19 protein-coding genes are annotated in these 18,450 nt (G+C 35.6%); 12 read left to right on the plus strand and 7 right to left on the minus strand.

What is annotated here, in order from left to right; genetic code table 11:
* Nucleotides 1–30: 30 nt before the first annotated feature.
* Nucleotides 31–261, plus strand: a complete 231-nt coding sequence (locus BG04_RS23690; protein WP_228307756.1) for a hypothetical protein — start codon at nt 31–33, stop codon at nt 259–261.
* A gap of 150 nt (nt 262–411) precedes the next feature.
* On the opposite strand, the gene BG04_RS23695 is transcribed toward BG04_RS23690, so the two are convergent.
* A complete protein-coding gene (locus tag BG04_RS23695; protein ID WP_034651957.1) occupies nt 412–1,311 on the minus strand; it encodes a DMT family transporter in 900 nt (299 codons plus the stop codon).
* Nucleotides 1,312–1,446: 135 nt separating this feature from the next.
* Between BG04_RS23695 and pdxR the strand changes: the two genes are divergently transcribed.
* The 5 genes from pdxR (at nt 1,447) to BG04_RS23720 (ending at nt 7,602) form a co-directional block, all read left to right on the plus strand.
* The gene (pdxR, locus tag BG04_RS23700) at nt 1,447–2,880 is read left to right on the plus strand and encodes a MocR-like pyridoxine biosynthesis transcription factor PdxR (protein WP_034651956.1); all 1,434 of its coding nucleotides are present in this window, start codon (nt 1,447–1,449) and stop codon (nt 2,878–2,880) included.
* Between the two features lie 511 nt (nt 2,881–3,391).
* Nucleotides 3,392–4,024 carry a hypothetical protein gene (locus BG04_RS23705; RefSeq protein WP_034651952.1) on the plus strand — a complete coding sequence of 211 codons (633 nt, stop codon included), beginning with the start codon at nt 3,392–3,394 and terminating at the stop codon, nt 4,022–4,024.
* 138 nt (nt 4,025–4,162) lie between these two features.
* Nucleotides 4,163–5,008, plus strand: a complete 846-nt coding sequence (locus BG04_RS23710; protein ID WP_016764198.1) for a hypothetical protein — start codon at nt 4,163–4,165, stop codon at nt 5,006–5,008.
* A 65-nt stretch (nt 5,009–5,073) separates the two neighbouring features.
* Entirely contained in the window at nt 5,074–5,271 is a 198-nt protein-coding gene (locus BG04_RS23715; RefSeq protein ID WP_013083246.1) for a ChaB family protein, read from the plus strand.
* A 396-nt stretch (nt 5,272–5,667) separates the two neighbouring features.
* A complete protein-coding gene (locus BG04_RS23720) occupies nt 5,668–7,602 on the plus strand; it encodes an alkyl/aryl-sulfatase (protein WP_034651948.1) in 1,935 nt (644 codons plus the stop codon).
* A gap of 9 nt (nt 7,603–7,611) precedes the next feature.
* Here the strand turns inward: BG04_RS23720 and BG04_RS31125 are convergent, their stop codons facing one another.
* Nucleotides 7,612–7,767 carry a hypothetical protein gene (locus tag BG04_RS31125; RefSeq protein ID WP_168797083.1) on the minus strand — a complete coding sequence of 52 codons (156 nt, stop codon included), beginning with the start codon at nt 7,765–7,767 and terminating at the stop codon, nt 7,612–7,614.
* 198 nt (nt 7,768–7,965) lie between these two features.
* Here BG04_RS31125 and BG04_RS23725 point away from each other — a divergent pair, with 198 nt between their 5' ends.
* Together BG04_RS23725 and BG04_RS23730 are read left to right on the plus strand one after the other, a co-directional pair.
* Nucleotides 7,966–9,258, plus strand: coding sequence for a Glu/Leu/Phe/Val family dehydrogenase (locus tag BG04_RS23725; protein ID WP_034651945.1), 1,293 nt, complete (start codon nt 7,966–7,968; stop codon nt 9,256–9,258).
* A gap of 238 nt (nt 9,259–9,496) precedes the next feature.
* On the plus strand, nt 9,497–10,057 hold the full coding sequence (locus BG04_RS23730) for a nitroreductase family protein (RefSeq protein ID WP_034651942.1): 561 nt from the start codon (nt 9,497–9,499) through the stop codon (nt 10,055–10,057).
* Between the two features lie 266 nt (nt 10,058–10,323).
* Here the strand turns inward: BG04_RS23730 and BG04_RS23735 are convergent, their stop codons facing one another.
* Both BG04_RS23735 and BG04_RS23740 read right to left on the minus strand, forming a co-directional pair.
* Nucleotides 10,324–10,725 carry a hypothetical protein gene (locus BG04_RS23735; RefSeq protein WP_034651939.1) on the minus strand — a complete coding sequence of 134 codons (402 nt, stop codon included), beginning with the start codon at nt 10,723–10,725 and terminating at the stop codon, nt 10,324–10,326.
* 21 nt (nt 10,726–10,746) lie between these two features.
* Complete coding sequence (locus tag BG04_RS23740; RefSeq protein ID WP_034651936.1) at nt 10,747–11,160, minus strand: thiol-disulfide oxidoreductase DCC family protein; 414 nt, start codon at nt 11,158–11,160, stop codon at nt 10,747–10,749.
* A 311-nt stretch (nt 11,161–11,471) separates the two neighbouring features.
* Between BG04_RS23740 and BG04_RS23745 the strand changes: the two genes are divergently transcribed.
* Nucleotides 11,472–12,239 carry an ABC transporter ATP-binding protein gene (locus BG04_RS23745; protein WP_080743225.1) on the plus strand — a complete coding sequence of 256 codons (768 nt, stop codon included), beginning with the start codon at nt 11,472–11,474 and terminating at the stop codon, nt 12,237–12,239.
* Nucleotides 12,236–14,743 carry an ABC transporter permease gene (locus tag BG04_RS23750; protein ID WP_034651933.1) on the plus strand — a complete coding sequence of 836 codons (2,508 nt, stop codon included), beginning with the start codon at nt 12,236–12,238 and terminating at the stop codon, nt 14,741–14,743. Before BG04_RS23745 ends, BG04_RS23750 begins: the two co-directional genes overlap by 4 nt.
* A gap of 99 nt (nt 14,744–14,842) precedes the next feature.
* On the opposite strand, the gene BG04_RS23755 is transcribed toward BG04_RS23750, so the two are convergent.
* Together BG04_RS23755 and BG04_RS23760 are read right to left on the minus strand one after the other, a co-directional pair.
* On the minus strand, nt 14,843–15,286 hold the full coding sequence (locus BG04_RS23755) for a hypothetical protein (RefSeq protein WP_230586557.1): 444 nt from the start codon (nt 15,284–15,286) through the stop codon (nt 14,843–14,845).
* 48 nt (nt 15,287–15,334) lie between these two features.
* A complete protein-coding gene (locus tag BG04_RS23760; protein ID WP_034651932.1) occupies nt 15,335–15,835 on the minus strand; it encodes a hypothetical protein in 501 nt (166 codons plus the stop codon).
* A 123-nt stretch (nt 15,836–15,958) separates the two neighbouring features.
* On the opposite strand from BG04_RS23760, the gene BG04_RS23765 reads away from it, so the two are divergent.
* Nucleotides 15,959–16,765, plus strand: a complete 807-nt coding sequence (locus tag BG04_RS23765; RefSeq protein WP_034651930.1) for a hypothetical protein — start codon at nt 15,959–15,961, stop codon at nt 16,763–16,765.
* A 163-nt stretch (nt 16,766–16,928) separates the two neighbouring features.
* Here the strand turns inward: BG04_RS23765 and BG04_RS23770 are convergent, their stop codons facing one another.
* Complete coding sequence (locus BG04_RS23770; protein ID WP_230586556.1) at nt 16,929–17,588, minus strand: hypothetical protein; 660 nt, start codon at nt 17,586–17,588, stop codon at nt 16,929–16,931.
* A 403-nt stretch (nt 17,589–17,991) separates the two neighbouring features.
* Here BG04_RS23770 and BG04_RS23775 point away from each other — a divergent pair, with 403 nt between their 5' ends.
* Nucleotides 17,992–18,282 (plus strand): hypothetical protein, encoded by a 291-nt coding sequence (locus BG04_RS23775; RefSeq protein WP_230586555.1) that lies wholly within the window; start codon nt 17,992–17,994, stop codon nt 18,280–18,282.
* Nucleotides 18,283–18,450: the final 168 nt, after the last annotated feature.

An 18,450-nucleotide genomic window follows, 5' to 3' on the forward strand; every position in this document is an offset into this window, starting at 1 on the left:
TAGTCAACGGCTCATGGAGGGTGAATGAATATGAAAAATACGCAGATTCGAATTGAAACACTATCCTATCACTATGAAAACATTATGGTGAATGATGAAGTAGAGCGTGCGATAAAAAGTATCGAAGTGACGTATCGAGCATATAAACATAACCACGTTTTAAACGGACATGTAGTACTTTCAGGAGAAGAGATTTACGATCTTCAGCAGCTGACTCACGCAGTGGCTGGAAAAATAAAAGCAGAATTAGAAACTACATAAAAAAGCGCCTTTCTTTAAATCTTAAACCAAGATTAAAGAAAGGCGCTTTTTTATTAATTAAATTGCAAAAAGAAGAAATTAAAGTATGTTCTAAATAAAATATATAAATAAAAAACATAGCCTCTAAGAGAATTCCTTAAAGCGTACACATTATCTTTGCATTGTGAACTTTGTCTCTTTTACCACTACTTTTCTTTTACTATGTGTAAGCAACACGCCGCATAACGTAATGATGCTTCCAATAATGGAAGCTGCACTCGGGATATCTTTTAAAAGCAGCCACGCTAAGAAAAAGGACAGCGCAGGAGTTAAGTAAAGAGAAATGGCAGCCTCAGCAGAACCTATACGCGATGTCAGATAAGCGAGTACCATATAGGGAATAACGGTTGGAAATAATCCTAAATATGTCACGCTTATCGCTGATCTGACAGAGATATGTGCAAGTTCTGTTTCTAACCCAGGTAAAAAAACAAGCATAGAAATTGTAGCCCCCCAAATACTGTACGTCACAAAAGAAAGGAAACCATACTTTTTTAATAAATTTTTTTGACATACTATATAGATGCTTTCTGCAAGGGCAGCTAGCAGAATCAGTAAGATTCCATTAACTGAGTGTACAAAGTTCTCTTGGCTGAAGGTTAAAAGTGTAATACCCGCAAAGCTTACTGCAGATCCAATCCATTTTCTTTTTCCGAACTCCTCCTGAAAAAGAAAAATAGCTAAAAGTGAAGAAAAAATAGGAGTAGTCGAGACCAGTAAACTCGCAATACCCGCACTCACCGTTTTTTCTCCAATGTTTAATGCCGTGTGATATACGGTAAAACCTAAAAAACCGAGTGCTAAAAGAAGTGGAATATCTTTTATATCAGGCAAGCGCATGCGTGTGACTATTGCAATAACTAACAGCACTAAAGAAGCAATACTTAACCGAACAAAAGCAAGGTGCTGAGGAGAAAACGATTCCAGCCCTATTTGAATAACTGGAAATGCTGAAGCCCATAAGCTAATCATCAGTATATGTAAGAACACCAAACTACACGTTAATTTCATGCTATTCATCTCCATTTTTCATTTTGAATCCAACCAGTATCTATTGTGGTTCCCATGTTAATAAACATTTGATAAAATGTCTTCAACCAGTTTAAAAGCAATTAACCCAACCACTTTAAAAACAGGAGTAAGTGTATGAATCAAGAGAACAGTTCGAGTTATCCAAAATACAAGCAAATCATTGATTTTATGAAAGAGAAAATTGCGCGTGGAGAATGGCCGATTGGAAGTAAAATTCCTAGTCAGCGAAAGCTTGCTGCTATGTTCGATGTTAACCGAAGTACGATCATCACGGCATTAGAGGAATTAACAGCGGACGGTTTAATTAAAGGTAAGATGGGAAAGGGAACAACTGTTATAAATAATACATGGACACTTTTTGCTACGACTCCGCCCGATTGGAATGTTCATGTGAAATCAGGTATGCATCGTCCGAGTCAAGCAATGGTACAAGATATTAATGAATCCGAATTTAACTCAAATCTTATTCAATTAAGCAAAGGAGAGCTTTCACCTGACATATTCCCTAAAGATAAAATGAAATACGCCGTAGAAAGAGTAGCAGAAAATATGGAGGTTCTGGGATACGAAGAACCAAAGGGTTATTTTCCTTTACGAAAAGAGTTAAGTGCATATATGAAAACAATAGGGATTGAATCTTCTTCAGATTCTATTTTAATTGTTTCCGGCGCTCTTCAAGCTCTTCGGCTTATTTCAATTGGACTGCTGCAAAAGAACTCTTCGGTTTTGTTAGAAAAACCTTCTTATCTATACTCCTTACATGTATTTCAATCAGCTGGAATGAACCTCAAAGGTCTTGCTATGGATGAGGAAGGAATAAAAGTAACAGCTATAAAACGCGCCGACCCTCAAGAAGGGCAAGCTATTTTATATACAAATCCATGTTTCCATAACCCAACGGGAACATTAATGTCCTCAAAAAGGCGTTACGATTTGCTGAAAGAATGTGAGGAACATCAGCTTCCTATTATTGAAGATGATTTATACCGCGAATTATGGCTAAATAAACAGCCTCCGTTGCCATTAAAGGCTTTAGATAAAAATGGACACGTGTTATATGTTAGCAGTCTTTCTAAAACATTAAGCCCGGGATTACGTATCGGATGGATAGTCGGCCCAGAACCAGTCATTGAGCGTTTGGCGGATATTAAAATGCAAACAGATTATGGATCCAGCTCATTGTCTCAAAGAGTGGCAGCAGAATGGTTTAAAAATGGCTTATATCAACAGCATATGAAAACGGTACGAACCGAATTGCGAACAAGAAGAAAAGTTATGCTGAATGCTTTAGAAACATATGCAGGAGATGTAGCGACATGGACGAATCCTGAAGGAGGCTTTTTTATATGGGTGCATATTCACCCTTCTATTTCAATGAAATCTTTATACTCTCGTGCTTTAAAAAGAGGAATATTGCTTAATTCCGGAAGTATCTATGCACAAGAAACCGGCAGTTATCTTCGGCTTTCTTACGCCTATGCTTCTTTACCAGATATCGATAGAAGCATTAAAATTATTGCTGAACTTATTCGGGAATTGCAAGTATAATAAAAAGGAGTAGTGGATTACCCACTATTCCTTTTTATTTGTATCAAACTCTTCTTCCTATAAAAAACTCCAAGTAACAACTGACTATATATTCCCGTCTATAAATACATGTTATCTTTTATGACAAAAATAAGTTAAGAAGACTTTTAATTTGCTTTCTGTATGTTTTACATATAAATCGTGAATGGTTTTAACTACGTAATCATTATCAAACATTTTCAACACCTCAATTATTGTTAAGTTTCCTGTTTGTTATAGTTTATGAAATAATCAGAAGCATATCATCCGCCATCAGCTGTAACTTTGCGGTTCATCTTTTACAACTAAAGGCTGAAATGTACGCTCATGATTGAACGCACGAATAACAGGATATGCAAAAAAATGAAAAGTGTGCACGTTTTGTTTTAAAAAAGGTATATCTTTAAAAAAAGAAAATTGTCACACACATTTATGAATATGTATCTACTAAGTAAGAAGACTTTTTTAGTTGGTGGGATTGAAGGTGAAAAAGATGGATGAATTATTTAAAGATCTTGATGTGTACAGGACGCAAGAAGAAATGAAGCAGTATTTTGAACATACGCAGAAAATGATTCATCAAAACAGAGAATATATAAAATTAGCCCGACTTAAAAAAGGGCGTTTCAAAAAGTTTTTTGAAGAGTTTTATCCGCTTTATTGCTTCAGCCAATCTTCCTATTGTCCGAGGAAGTCAAAATTGAAGCTTATTATTGGAAGTCAAGGATACGACGGATTAATTCTTCAACCGGATGGTACTGAAAAACGAATTGAAATTACTTCTTACAAAGATGGGAAACTGGAATTTGAAGATGCACAGAGGGTGAATTCAGGAAATTTTGCTCTACCTCGTATCCAGACGGAAGGTTCTGTAGAAGAGTATATAGAAAAAGTGCTAGAAAACATCCAAAAAAAGAGCAAAAAAGATTACAGTGGAGCATCCATTCTATTTGTTGTACACACGTTTCATTATTTTGAAGCCTATGGAAAAAGTTCAGCTGCCTTTATTCGTACCTTAAAAAAAGAAATGAAGAATACTGATTTTCGAGCGGATAAAATTTATTTATTGGAATTAAATCAGCCAGAAAGTGAAAGTGTTAAGCAAAACATTCATTTCATTAAATAAGAAGACACGCTGCAGATGTTGAGGCGTGTCTTCTTTTCTGATAAAAGAACTCTCTTAATACAGGTGGATAATTTTGAAAATTTCAACAATTAAGTGCTATAATTCAAGTATGAATATGCATTCAGAGGAGGAAAACCGATGGATTTAGCTTATAGAGATAAAGCTTACGAATATGCCAAAAGATTCGAATCTAGCTATGACGATTATGATGAACGCTATAAGGTGCACAATAATCCGACGGTGTGGCGATTTATGCCGATGTCTGATTTTCAAGATTTACTGGAAACCAATGCGCTTTTTTTCGCAAAACCTGATGCATTTTCGGACCCCCTTGAAGGATGCTCTTCAATGTGGAACATAGAAGAGTTAAGAAAAAAAGGCGAACGTCATAACCGTACCTCTAGAACCTATATAAGAAAAATCCATGAATTTTCTGCTGTTTCATCCTGGCATATCAATGATTACGAAGCCGCTGGAATGTGGGATTTATATTTAAAGGGGAATGATGGCATAGCTATTAAAACCACCTATGAAAATTTATTGTGCAGTATTAAAGATTTACGCTATAAAATCTTCTCTGGCAAAGTGCAGTACATAGACTTCCAAAAAGAAATGGTCAGTCACTCTGTATATGACACGTTATTTTACAAGCGCAAATCCTATCAGCATGAAAATGAATTGAGGCTTGTTATTGTAGCAAGCCGTATACACGCTTGGAAGCTGCAAAAGCTATTCGAAATTCAAGGTATTTCCGCAAATCAATGGCAAAAACGAATGGATATCCTTGAAAAAAGATCGTATGAGTTTTCTCATGAGCATGGTAACCTCCTGACATGTAATTTACATCAGCTTATCAATGAAATTTACGTATCACCAAGAAGCGCTCAAAGCTGTGTAGATGAAGTAAAATCCCTTGCTAAAAAACACGGACTCGCTTATAAAAAGGTCACTCAGTCCGACTTGTATAAGGACTATATTTATTAAATGTTTATGTTATTTGAAAACAGGTAAATCAGTAGTAAAAGATGTTTTCAAGGAGGAATACGATCATGCCTTACAATTCATTAAAAGAACTGCCGGATGGAGTAAGAGATAATCTTCCTCATCATGCTCAGGAAATTTATAAAGAAGCATTCAATTCAGCAAGTGATGAATACAAAGAAGAAGCTACCGCTCACAAAGTCGCTTGGAACGCGGTGAAAACGAAGTACAAAAAAGATGATAATGACAACTGGGTGAAAAAATAGAGACAAAAGAGCCTAACCATAATGGATTTATTATTTTTTGAAAAAAATCTCCGAATTAGGTTTCAATTATTTTTTCGGGGGTATACACTCTATGTAAGGCCAATACAAGAAAGGAGAGACTGTACACATGCATTGTTTTACAGCGACTTCAAGAAACGTATTGAGCACCTTAGAAGGAAGATTTGTTTTGATTACAAAAGGCACATTGGTAAACAATCGTTATACTAAGTGCTAGGCTGTCTAATTAAGACAGAATACTCCACTATTCAAACATAAAATTAAGTATAAAAAAGAAGATGCGTTCTAAGCGCATCTTCTTTTTTGTTAACTCTATTTTCCCTCCCTTTTTGTACTTCGTCTTATTTTTCCGCATAAAGTAATAAAAAGGAGGGGGTTATGCTGTTTGATTATGAACAGGAGTTAACGATTCACCGAAAAGATGCTACTCAAAAGACGGCAGCGACTAATGCTGATACTTATAAAAACATAGACTGGGAACAAGTGAAATCAGAAAAAAATCTTGCCGATTACCAAGCTCTTGTACGCGTACCTTTTCCTCTGATTTTCAAAAAAAATCAGCTGTATCCTGTATGGAATTTAAGAAAGTACGCTTTTTTATTTGAACAATCTACACCTGCTACTGTCCACCCTAAACTGTGGGAACAAGGAAAATTAAATGTACAAGCCGGCTTATATCAAGTAACTGAAAATATCTTTCAAGTAAGAGGCTTTGATATGGCTAATATTACATTTGTTAAAGGGAAAACGGGATGGATTGTTATTGATTGCTTGACGTCAAGAGAAACAGCAGAAGAAGCGCTTAAACTAGTAAACCAGAACTGCGGGAAGCGTCCTGTTAGAGCCGTTATCTTCTCACATTCACATATAGACCATTACGGTGGAGTTTTAGGAGTATTACCTGACTCAACACAAAATAAAACTAGTAAAGTTTATGCTCCTGCTGGGTTTATGGATGCGGTTATCGATGAAAACGTCACAGCGGCAACAGCAATGACACGAAGAAGTCAATATATGTACGGTATTCAACTGCGACGCGATGAAAAAGGCTTAATTGACAACGGTATCGGAAAAGAAATTTCATTTGGAACAATCACGCTTATTAAAGGCATAGAAGAAATCCATCCTTCCGAACATCATTCTTATGTAAGTAAGAAAATTGACGGCGTCTCATTTCAGTTTCAGCTTACGCCAGGAACGGAAGCGCCTGCTGAAATGAACATCTATATTCCTAGTGAAAAGTCTCTGTGTATTGCAGAAAACTGTACGGCCACTCAGCACAACCTCTATACGCTCAGAGGAGCAAAAGTAAGAGACGCAGCGGCATGGGCAAGATACCTGCAGCAAGCAATCGATTTATTTGGCCAAGAACTAACAACTGTATTTGGGGTACATAATTGGCCAAGGTTCGGAAACGAGTCGTCCATCACATATATCGAAAATCAACGAGATGTTTATCAATATATTCATGATCAAACATTAAGGCTCATGAATCAAGGATATACCATTGATCACGTCGGCCGAATGATGAAGCTCCCAGAAATCTTATCTCACGAGTGGTATACCAACGGTTTTTATGGAACGGTTAACCACAACGCAAAAGCGGTTTATCAGCGCTATATGGGCTGGTATAACAGCAATCCTGTCGATTTAAATAAACTGTTTCCTGAAGAGTCAGCTAAGAAGTACGTAGAGTATATGGGGGGAGCGGACAACATTGTCAAAAAAGCGCAGCGTTGTTTTCAACAAGGCGACTATCAATGGGTAGCTGAAGTGACCAAACAAGTTATTTACGCTGATCCTCACCATGTGAAGGCAAAACTTTTATGTGCAGACGCGCTTGAACAATTAGGGTATATAGCGGAATCTGGCCCTTGGCGAAATGAATATTTAACAGGAGCCAAAGAACTTCGTTTAGGTAATATACCGCTGCCTGCCAACATTATCACAAAAGAAGTATGGGATACACTTCCTTTAAAAAATATCTTAGAACTATTTAGCATTCGCGTAGATGGATTAAAGGCAGGTGGATGTAACTATCGTCTATTGTTTGTCATACCAGATCGTAATGAAGTAGCTCTCACAGAACTTAAGCATGGAATCTTTAGGTATCTCGGAGATACGCGAAAGAAAGCTGAGGTGACGGTAACGATGTGGCAAGATACCTTATATCGACTCACAACTACAAATGATCACTCTTATAGCTCGGTCATATTTGTTCAAGGAAATAAATCAAAATGGGATTTCTTTTTGTCTTGTCAGGATTCTATCGATCCAAACTTTAACATTGTGACACCTGTTTCTAAAAAATAGAGCATATGATTACAGCTCAGAAAGCACATCGTTGACTTTTTGTTCAAAGCAGCTGTCGCATGTGAATATTTCTTTTTCTTGAAAAGATGTTAGCCTTTCTCCGCAGATGGAACAGCATTCTATACAGTGATTGTTTCGCTCTTGTTCTTTTCTTTCACGTAACATAGCACTTTCCTCCTTTGCAGTATAAATAGTTTGTCTTATTTCTTTAAGTATATACTAATATCAGCCTATGCAGGGAATATAAGGCTTGCTAATGCGGATTATTTATAATATAAGAGTGTTGTAAAGCACCATAAGTTGGCATAGGAATTGCATGTTAAATCGTTGAGAAAATTCAATGATTAATATGGGGTGAACAGAATGTCCATTACAAAAACAGCTAGTGAATTAAAAAAAGAACGGCAGCAAGAACAGGAATCACTTAATTTATTTTTATCTACTCAAACAGTTATTCAAGAAGCGCTTCAAAAGCTAGGCTATGGTGAAGAAGTATACCATTTATTGAAAGAACCGCTGCGCATGATGACGGTTCGCATTCCGGTTAAAATGGATAACGGATCGGTAAAAGTATTCACCGGCTACCGCTCTCAACATAATGATGCTGTCGGGCCTACTAAAGGAGGAGTACGTTTTCATCCTGAAGTAAATGAAGAGGAAGTGAAGGCATTATCCATTTGGATGAGCTTAAAATGCGGAATTGTCGATCTTCCATACGGCGGTGGTAAAGGCGGAATTGTATGTGACCCAAGAAACATGTCTTTTGGTGAACTAGAACGACTCAGCCGCGGCTATGTAAGAGCCATCAGTCAAATAGTTGGGCCTACTAAAGATATTCCTGCACCGGATGTCTATACAAACTCTCAAATTATGGCGTGGATGATGGATGAATATAGCCGACTGCGCGAGTTCGATTCTCCTGGTTTTATTACCGGAAAACCTATCGTACTCGGAGGATCTCAAGGACGCGAAACTGCAACGGCTAAAGGAGTAACCATTTGTATAGAAGAAGCTGTTAAGAAGAAAAACCTTAGCTTGCAAGAAGCGCGAATTATTATTCAAGGCTTCGGAAATGCCGGCAGTTTTCTCGCTAAGTTCATGCATGATGCAGGAGCAAAAGTAATTGGCATTTCAGATGCATACGGAGCTCTTTATGATCCGCTTGGTCTTGATATTGATTACCTGCTTGATCGACGCGACAGTTTTGGTACCGTAACGAATTTATTTACCAATGTGATGACAAACGAAGAACTATTAGAAAAAGAATGTGATATTTTAGTGCCCGCAGCCATTTCGAATCAAATTACGGTTCGCAACGCTCATCGCATTAAAGCTTCTATTGTAGTAGAAGCAGCGAACGGACCGACTACGCTTGAAGCTACGCGCATTTTAGATGAAAAAGGCGTGCTTTTAGTGCCAGATATTTTAGCGAGTGCTGGAGGCGTAACGGTTTCATACTTCGAATGGGTGCAAAATAATCAAGGCTACTACTGGTCTGAAGAGGAAGTAGCTTACAAATTACGCAAAGTAATGGTGGATTCATTTGAAACGGTCTATCAAATCTCTCAAGAAAATGACGTAGATATGAGACTTGCTGCTTACATGGCAGGAATCAAAAAATCAGCTGAAGCTTCGCGTTTCCGCGGCTGGGTATAAGATGAAAAAACGATTTGGACTCTATGTTCCAAATCGTTTTTTATTTGCCTGAACTGCCAAATAATTAAAAGAAAACCTGCTAAAAAAACAAACACGCTTAAAAAATTGGCATATTTATTTATCGCAACCCGGATGATGGCAAAACATTTGACAGTGAGAATGATTTTCAATTATTCTATATATAAGATATATACATACCTATACTAATAAATTGAATGTAGAAAAGGAGAAAGAAAGCATGAGCGTATTAGATATTATTAAAGCCAGAAGAACGATTGGGGCTATGCAAGACAAAGACGTATCAGAAGATGCTATTAACCTTATGTTAGAAGCCGGCACTTGGGCTCCTAACCATAAAAAGACAGAGCCTTGGAAATTTCGAGTGATTACGGGGGATTCACGCGTTCGTTTAGGAGACGAAATGGAACGTATTATGAAACAAAAAACGGCTCACCTAAGTGAAGAAGAAGCGTTGAAAAAAACAACAAAAGCTAAAAAAGGCCCGCTTCGTGCTCCTGTCATTATTGCTGTAGCAGTAAGTCCTTCTGGTAAAGTGCCTGAAATTGAAGAAATCTCTGCCGTAGCGGCAAGTATACAAAATATGCTATTAGTAGCGGAAGAACAAGGTTTGGCTACAATTTGGAGAACCGGTGAAATTGTCTATCAGTCAGAACTGAATGACTTTTTATCTCTAGAAGACGGAGATAAGCTCTTAGGCTTAATTTACGTCGGTCATCCTAACAAAGAAGCTTCATCAAAACGTATTCCGTATCAAGATAAAACGATTTGGTATCGTTAAAAGGTTTTTCCTGTGTTTCTATAAATAAAAGGCAGCAGCTCAACTTATGAGCTGCTGCCTTTTATTGTTTTTGAAAAGTGGCGTTAAGTTGCGCTTTTATAAGCTTACCTGCAATGGTTTTTTTAGTATTTTATGGAGAACTTCTCTGGTCTCCATAACTACTAGTCAAAGCAAAACAGGAATTGTCTGTGTTCAGTCTTCTTTTCGAAGACCAAAATAATAGGTACATGCCAAACCGAAGATAATGGGCGGCAAGAGAAAGACAATCATTTAACGGTCACCTTCCTTTCGGATGATTGAACGTCTACTTTCTGCATTTGGGTAGCAGCGTTGACAAAGAAGATGCCTTTTAACTTTGAATATTCCATCAATACTAATAGCAAGCTCATTGCAAGCAGCGGAACACACACTACTTTGGCAGGAATGTTGAAACAATAGTTAAGGACGGTGATGTTGGCAATAAAATAGTTGTAGAAATCAGAATACCCAAAGAAATACCACGCCAGTTTCATCGCAGAATCTTTTGTTGAATCGAACACAAAATCGCCTGTTATAAATTGTCCTGGGTAGATTTTGGCCATTCCATAAATAAGAAACGTAATGGCCATGGTCCACCTTAGGGTCGCAAGAATGCTTAAACGAAATTTTTCTTTTGTTGATAAACGCATTGTTTTCCTCCATTTGTATGCTTAGTCCAAAAATCGCATTTTAGTTTCAGGGGTCGGCAACATGCATGACGTTTGTTTTCCAAACCACTTATACCGATTACGTGCAATGAAACGATAGAGTGGGTTTCGGATGAATGCGGGAACAACTCGGAAACATGCCATCAGTTGAATGGGTCCCCGAAGCCAGCGGACAATATGGAGGATCGCCGTAGACTCTGTGTAAAGATTCCCATTCATAAGAAGAATGACCGATTGAAGTGGTGGACGCTCATAGTTATGCTGACTCAGCAAGGTTTCCGCAGTATCGGATTGAAGCGATGTAAAACGAAACAGAGCACGCGAATCTCGCTTGATGACGAATTGAATCCATTGGTTGCAGAGATTGCAAATACCATCAAATAGAATAATAGGATGGTGTGATGGGTTTGGGAGCATGCTTTCTTCCTCCTTCCTTTTTTATGAATATTTACTAAAATAAGTATAATAGTTTACATGTTGGACTACAAGGCATAAAGGTAAATATGGGAATAATCTAAATGAATTCTAAAAAAAGAAGAGTTAACTACGACTCTTCTTTTTTGTGTTTGCTATACATAATTAAAATTTTTTACCTATTTTCTTCAAAATGTAAAACTATTCCTGTTTTGAAACGTACTAGATATAGTAGAAATTTACAAAGGTAGATGCGATAAAAGAGTTAACCATCTTTGTTACTACAAAAAAGAAACTTACTTCGAGGTGAAGACGTGAAAAATCAACATATTTTAGAGGTGAAAGATTTAACTAAAGTTTATAAAGGAGAGGGCTATGAAGTTACTGCACTAAATGATATATCCTTTCAGTTAGGGGTAGGTGAAATGGTTGCTGTTATGGGAACAAGCGGTTCAGGAAAAAGTACGCTTTTGAACATTTTAGGAGCACTTGATGAACCAACTAGTGGAACGATTAAATTAAAAGGAATGCTTTCAAAAGATATGTTCCAAGAACCTCAAGCCTCAGCGTACAGACGAGATAATATCGGATTTATCTTTCAATCATTCCACTTATTAAAAGATTTATCTGTAGAAGAAAATATAGCTCTGCCGCTAGTTTTAAAGGGACTTACATCGGATGTAATTGATTTAAAAGTAAATAGCATTGTTGAGCTCTTGGGTTTAACAGCTTGGAAAGAACACCGTCCTGTACAACTGTCAGGTGGACAACAGCAGCGCGTAGCTATAGGAAGAGCAATTATAACTGAACCACCTATTATTCTGGCAGACGAGCCTACAGGTAACCTTGATTTTAATACTTCCGAAGTCATACTACACACACTAGTAACTACAAAAAACGAACTTAGCCAAAGCATACTTCTTGTTACTCACGACCCTAATGTAGCTACTTATGCAGATCGTGTTCTATTCTTTCATGATGGCTCTATTGTCGATACATATATCTGTAGCGGAAATAGTGATTTGGATCATATACTAGAGAAGTTTAAGCTTATTACAAAAGTCGAGAGTCCTAAGATATGAAAACACTACAAGGCTTAGCTTTTCGTTTATTTAAGTCCAATAAATTTATAGTGTTTTCATCTATTGTAAGTATAGCTATTTCTACGATGCTTGTACTTAGTATGGTTTTATTCTCTTTTAATGCGCAGGACACATTAAAAAGTCAATTAAAACAAACTTACGGTGAGATGGATTTGTCTGTAGGGTTTGAGATGGATCAAGGCAAAATTTTGACATTGACTTTAGTGGAAGAAATTCACCAGGATAAAATGGTAGATAAGGTATCAAAAGTATCTATTGCTCATTTGAATCTAAATAAACTAAATACCTCTATCTATACAGTAGGTGTCGAAAATGATTATTTAGCTAAAAGTCGGTATCACTTTTCCAAACCGTTGAATAAGAATTCTGTCGCAATGAACAAAGGACTAGCTAAAGATTTACATGCAAAAGTAGGAGATAAAGTTCTTATAGAAAACAAAACATATACATTAGCAGAAACGGTAAAAGATTTATCCGCTACTGGGGTAGCTCCAGATATGCTAATACTTAATCAAAAAAACGTAAAAGGCTATATTCAAGCAAAAGAAAAAAGCAGCGCAGAAGCAACTTATTTATTAATAAAGGCACACAAGAATGAGAGCGCCTTAAAGTTGGCCGATCGTATAAAATCTTATAACAAGAACTTACGTATTGATATAGCTGAACAAGATGCAGGCGTGCAAAATAATTTACAATCCTTACATACATTTATTATTGTTTTATCGGCATTGGTGTTAATTATCACGTCTCTTATTCTCATTTCAAACTTTGAGCTTTTGCTTTACAAGATGAGGAATCAGTTCGCCATTATGCGTTCAATAGGAGCCAGTGCTAAACAGATTAGCAAGATTATCATACTTCAAAGCACCGTTATAAACACCGTAGGTACAGGTGTAGGATTTTTGCTAACCTTTTGCAGTCAAAGGTACTTATATAGCTGGTTAGGAAAAGTGTCAGAAATACCTTCCTTTCCATCTGACTTTAACGTAGATACTGCCATTACCCTTACAGTTGTAATGTTTGTTATTATTCAATTCTTTTTACTCGTTCCAGCTTATCGAAGTACAAAAGTATTGCCCCTAAAAACAATGCAGACGAACGAGAAAATTAACTATGGTTTTTCCAAGACAAGAGTAGTAGTTTTTAAGGTACTATTAGCACTGTCCTTATTTTTAGTTATAGGAAGCCAAGTATTTCCTACAAGAGGCACATACGGACCTGGGATGTTGCTAATTACAGTTATTTTAGTTTTGCTTGCCTTTATACTAATCTTTCCTATCATAGTGACTAAAGGATTAAAATGGTTTTTGCCATATGGACAAAAAATATTTGGCAAAGAATTTTATATTGCGGTAAAAAACCTAATTCCCCAAGTTAAAAAAAACACAATGATTATCTTAATAATATGCGGATTAATGATCATTACTGTATTTGGGTCAATTACATTCAGAACCATACAAATTAATGGACTAACCTACTTAAAAAAAGAATATGTAATGCCTATTATTGTGGAAACTCGCCTTGATGATTCAAAAATAGATGTAGAAGAACTAACTAGAAAGACTGAACAATTACCTAACGTAAAAAGCGTTAGCAACATGAGTAATCAGGGTTTAGGAGAGATTTTAAATTCAAAAAAGGTTGCGGATATTCGTTACAATGTGGTTGACTTGAAAAGATTGCAGAAGCAAGGACTTCTAGAGCACTTCTCGTATGTAAAAGGAAGTAATAAAGAGAATAGTATAATAGTGTCTAAAAAATTTGCTGAAAGTCATGATTTAAAAGTAGGTCAGGTACTCCATTTAGGTATGTATGTTGAAAATCAAGATGAATCAATGGTAGAGGGAAATATAATACCTAAGGGAGATTATGTGGTAACAGCTATACCTAATCACCTTCTTGACAATAATGAAGCATTTTTAGATTGGAAAAGCAACAAGTTTAAAGATGTAGATTTTTACCGCCTATACATAGATGCTACGGATGTAAAGGCCGCTGTAAAAGAAATTGAAGGTTTAAAAAGCCAGTATCCCGAATTAAAGGTAAGCAGCTATGATCAATCTGTTAAAGAAGCAAACGAAATGTTTTATCAGCGCTGGGGAATTTTTATAGTTGTTATTGCCACGTTGGTTGTTTCTACCATGGTAGGAGTATTTAATTCATTGGCAAATAATATTTATTCAAAACGAAAAGAATTTGCTGTTTTACGCGCGATGGGCATGACGCCAAAATCCATTCGTAAAGTCATTCTTTCACAGGTGAATTTATATATTACGATTGGAGTAATATGTGGAATTGTAATGGGACTTTTAGTGACATTAATTCTGCTATTAATGGATCCAGGGAAGTTTGTTATAGCTTATAAAACGATTCTTTCTGTAGTAGTATCAATGCTTGTAGTTAGCACTTTTTTATTCTCATACGTAAGTCGAAAAATATCTGGACAAGATCTTTCTATAGAGCTTACTAATGATAATAGGTGACTTCTCATGTAGATATATTATAATATTAATAAGACCCAATCTCTTTGTAGAGTTTGGGTCTTATTAGTTTCTATGTTATTTATTTAACAACAACGTTCCCTACATATTGTGCGTAGCCTCATCAGTTTGAAGTTCTAGCACATAAACATAATTCCCTTTTTTCTTTGGGAACGTAAAAGTTCTATCTTGTTCGTTTATACTAATATCTTGCTTCGCATTACTAGTACTTATTGTATAAGAACTAATGTCATTAACAAGAAAATCTTCGCTGTCAAACCTTAAATTCCCTGGTGTTTCAGGGGCTACAGCTAGCTGTTGCTGCTTTTTAGCTCTATTTATACCATTCCTTGTATTTGTTTCCTTTCTGTACTGTTTTCCTTCTTCGCCTCGCCAATCTACATTAGTTTCTTTCAGTTCGACATCCAAAACATCATTGGCCGATAATGTAACCGTAGGGGGAGAGAAGTCATATTCTTCGCCTATACATCCTGATAATCCAACGATAATAAACGTAAACAGAGATAATTTTATAAACCCTTTCATATATAATGTCCCCCTTAGTGAGTTGTGACTAGTAAAAAAAATTGCTGCTTAATTTCTTGGAACAGGGGAGAGGTAATAATAAATATTATATTCTTTATCAATATGAGGGACTACTTCAGTATCGGTACGGGTTTCAATTGTCATATTTGATTTTGTTGGGGTACCGGCATAAAAATCGTACTTTACACCTTTTGGAGTCGTTATTTCACTAGTGATATCTGTATTTCCCTTTGATTGTTTGATAATAGCTGGATTCCCATTAAAATACCAACGGATTTTTTGATCCTTTTGAGTTAATGTAGCTGTTCCTACACCTACATTCGATTTTTCTTTAATTGTATAGATAACAATCTTTTCGTTATCTACATATTTGCTTTCACCGATAATATCTTGTATTCCTGTAGACTCTTTTTTTGCATTTTCAAAGGCTTCATCTTCACTAGAATAGAATTCCACGTCTTTTTTACTGTGTACGTTCGTTGCTGAACAAGCCGTTAGTATACTGGCTGACAGTAGAGATGCGAGTAATGCAGAATATACCTTTTTCATACAAACCTCCATTTTATTAATTTCTTTAACTTTAATCTTAATATAAATAGTTAAAATAATCCATTTATGTGATATAGTTGTTCAGTATGTAAAAGTTAAACAACAAAGAAATGGAGTTTCACAATGAAGAATTCAAGAAAGATAGCAGAAGGAGTAGCTGTTCTAATTGTTGCTTTTAGTTTAATGGGATGTACCTCAAAAGAATCAATTAGCAAAAATACAAAACAAGAAGAAGCCCAAAAAGAAATGAAAATAGAGTTAACGTTTCTCCAAAATGAATGTGATCGTCTTATTAATAAAGATGAGGATGTAGAAAAAACGTTTCAAAGTTATAAAAATGATTTTAATTTGTTATCTGTGTCCGTTAACAGTACTGCAAAGGTTAATAAAATGAATAATGACGAGTTAGAGGTAAGTATCAATAACCTTGAAAAAGATGTGGACAAACTAAATGGAGAAGAGGCTTTAAAAGCTTATACAAAATACACTTCCCCTAAAACAATATATAAAGTGACAATGATGGACAATATGCGTTCTGTTGTAGATGCCACCGATCGAAACGATAAAAGTATAGACTTCTTCTATGATCACCTTCACTCTTCGCAAAAAGAAACTAACAGGGATATAAAACCTACGGTTAATGACATAAAGAATGGACCGGTATACAAACTGAGTATAGTGCAAGATGAATTACAAAAGCATCGAGATGATTTTAGTAAAGAACAGCTTGAACAGTTGGAAACAGCAACGAAAGGTTTTGATTATTCTTTGGATGCTCAATTAAAAACCCTCAGATCATATAAAAACATTGTTAACAATCCGTACACAAGTAATAATTTTGACTATGAAGAAGAAGAGAAATATAACGGAGCCCGCACGTACCTTACTGATTTTGAATCGAATTTAGGTGTTGCTAAGCCTGAGTATTAAAAACGTATGAAATGGAGGACAACTATGAAAAAGCATAAAAAAATGTTAATTGCATTTTAATGTTTTTTAAGTCTTTCGATGTTGTAATTCATCCTATTCAAGAAATAAAAAAGCTGAGGCCTAGTGTAAATAGGAGCTCAGTTTTTTTAGTATAAACTAATATTTATATCTTCTTTCGTCTGACCAAAATGAAATGTCCTGCAACCGCTAAAGCAAGAGCTAATGCAATATTCTTTACAGCTAACAGGATAATCCTTGGATACAACTGCATATCTATAGAGAATGACATTACGTTATATATCGGAATGTCCCTAGTCGTCCAATACTTGACCGCTATATATGTTAATAAAATAAATAGCGGAATAGCAATGTTTCGTGACAATACCATAAGGAAAAATCCTAAGTAACAGTACAACACAGTTTGAGGAGCATAAATAATAGTTAAATTAAATAATGATATGTAAGGATAAGGGTACCTTAATGTAATAGAAATTAGTAATGCAAAAAATGCCGCTAGAAAAATAAGAAAGAAAGATGTCACTCTAATAAGGCCGTAAGACAAAATAGATGGCGAGGAGTTAGGTGTTAACTCAGCTGTTTTATCTTTATCAACAGAGTGATTTAAAAATAAGTATACGGACCACCAAGCGGCCATGGGACATACAACAAATTCTATTATTCTTGATATATATTGAAGGCTTTCTAGATCAGGGGAAAAGCACGTATAAAGTATGGCAATTAAAATAATTAAAAAAGGTACATAGAAGTCTATACCCATTGATTTAGCTTCGGACGAGATGTTTATTTTTTTAACGAAGGCCATTAGCATTTTCCTTTCTCTTAATTATAAGGGCGTAGTTACAGAAATAACCAAGTTTAACTGGTAGAGTTCTTACGCATCAAATTAAGATGTTACTAGTGTATAATTAAAACATATTTAGAAAAACAAGTAAAATAAAAATGTGATAATTTGTTAATATAAAAATCGAAGAAGATTACGCGTTTAGTAAACCTCCCGTAGCTCCAAAAACGTATCCTTCCTATAAAGTTTTTGGGGGGATTAACAAAAAGTGCTTGTATATTTAAATATCCAAGCACTTTTTTTATAAATTATTTTAACTAGAAAGATTAATCAGGTGGCAGATACCTAAAATTCACAAAAAAAGTGTAATTATTATAAAATTTAGTTAGGTGTACTTTTAAGTGATTTCTATAGGGGGGATAGTATGAGTTTAAAAGAAAGAGCAACTAAAGAATTTAAAGAAAAGATAGATAGCGACGAAGAAATTAGAGAATCTATTTTAACTTACTATGAATGTGAAAGTGGATTTTCGGGACTTGTAGGTGTACCAAATGGAAATTCTGTACCTATTCGAGGTGTTTTAGCTTATACAGAAAAAAGCCTACTTTTTTACGGAGAAGTTTTCTCTAATCTGCCTATTGTATTACATATCCCATTCAATAAAATCAGAGAAATAAAAACAGGAAAGCAAATCCTTACAATTCAGGACTTATAATAGCTTTAGCAAACATTTTTAATTCTGCATTCCAAGGAAGTATGCGTTGGATTATGGTTGGGGGTGGTTTGTTGATTTTTATATACAATTTAATAGTAACTTTTGATCAAAAACAAAATGAAGCGGTTAATCAAAATAAAGAACAGAACTAACTAAAAGTCTCGTGGA

It is taken from the genome of Priestia megaterium NBRC 15308 = ATCC 14581, assembly GCF_000832985.1.
Classification (GTDB): domain Bacteria; phylum Bacillota; class Bacilli; order Bacillales; family Bacillaceae_H; genus Priestia; species Priestia megaterium.